Here is a 799-nt window from a genome sequence, read left to right as displayed (position 1 = left end):
CCGGTTCAACGGGTCTGGCTACTACCTCAAGTCCGCCGATGAGATGTACGCCCTGTTCCCCGAACTGCCGGAGGCGTGCGACAACACGCTGCTCGTCGCCGAGATGGTCGGCGACTACAGCGAGGTGTTCGCTGAGGTCAACCGGATGCCGGACTTCCCTGACGTGCCGGAGGGGGAGACGCAGGAGTCGTGGCTGCGTAAGGAGGTGGAGCGCGGCCTGGAACTGCGCTACGGCACCCCCGTCCCTGCTGAGGTGATGGAGCGGTACGAGACCGAGATGAAGGTCATCGGCCCGATGCAGTTCTCCTCCTACTTCCTCGTGGTCGCCGACATCTGCCGGCACGCCCGGGATAACGGCATCGCGGTTGGCCCCGGCCGTGGGTCGGCCACCGGGTCGATCGTCGCCTACGCCACCCGCATCACCGAACTGGACCCGCTGGAGCACGGTCTGCTGTTCGAGCGGTTCCTCAACCCGGAGCGGATCAACCCGCCCGACGTTGACCTCGACTTCGACGACCGCCAGCGCGACCGTATGGTGGCCTACGTCACCGAGAAGTACGGTGCGGCGATGACCGCGCAGGTCAACACGTTCAACACGATCAAGGCCAAGGCTGCCGTCAAGGACGCCAACCGCATCCTCGGCTACCCGTTCCCCATGGGCGACAAGATCACCAAGGCGATGCCGCCGGACGTCATGGGCAAGGGCGTCCCCCTGGTGGACATGTTCAACGAGAATCACCCCCGCTACAACGAGGGCACCGAGATCCGCGGCCTGTACGAGTCCGACAACGACATCCGC

General features: G+C 65.3%; 1 pseudogene. It reads left to right on the top strand.

Features of this window, described 5'->3' with window-relative positions:
• A pseudogene (locus ABD844_RS52855) lies at positions 1-799 on the top strand (DNA polymerase III subunit alpha); the annotation flags it as partial.

The organism is Nonomuraea antimicrobica (genome assembly GCF_039536965.1).
GTDB classification, from domain to species: Bacteria; Actinomycetota; Actinomycetes; order Streptosporangiales; family Streptosporangiaceae; genus Nonomuraea; species Nonomuraea antimicrobica.
Note: the sequence above shows the minus strand (reverse complement) of the source record. Positions and strands in the feature narration are given on the sequence as shown.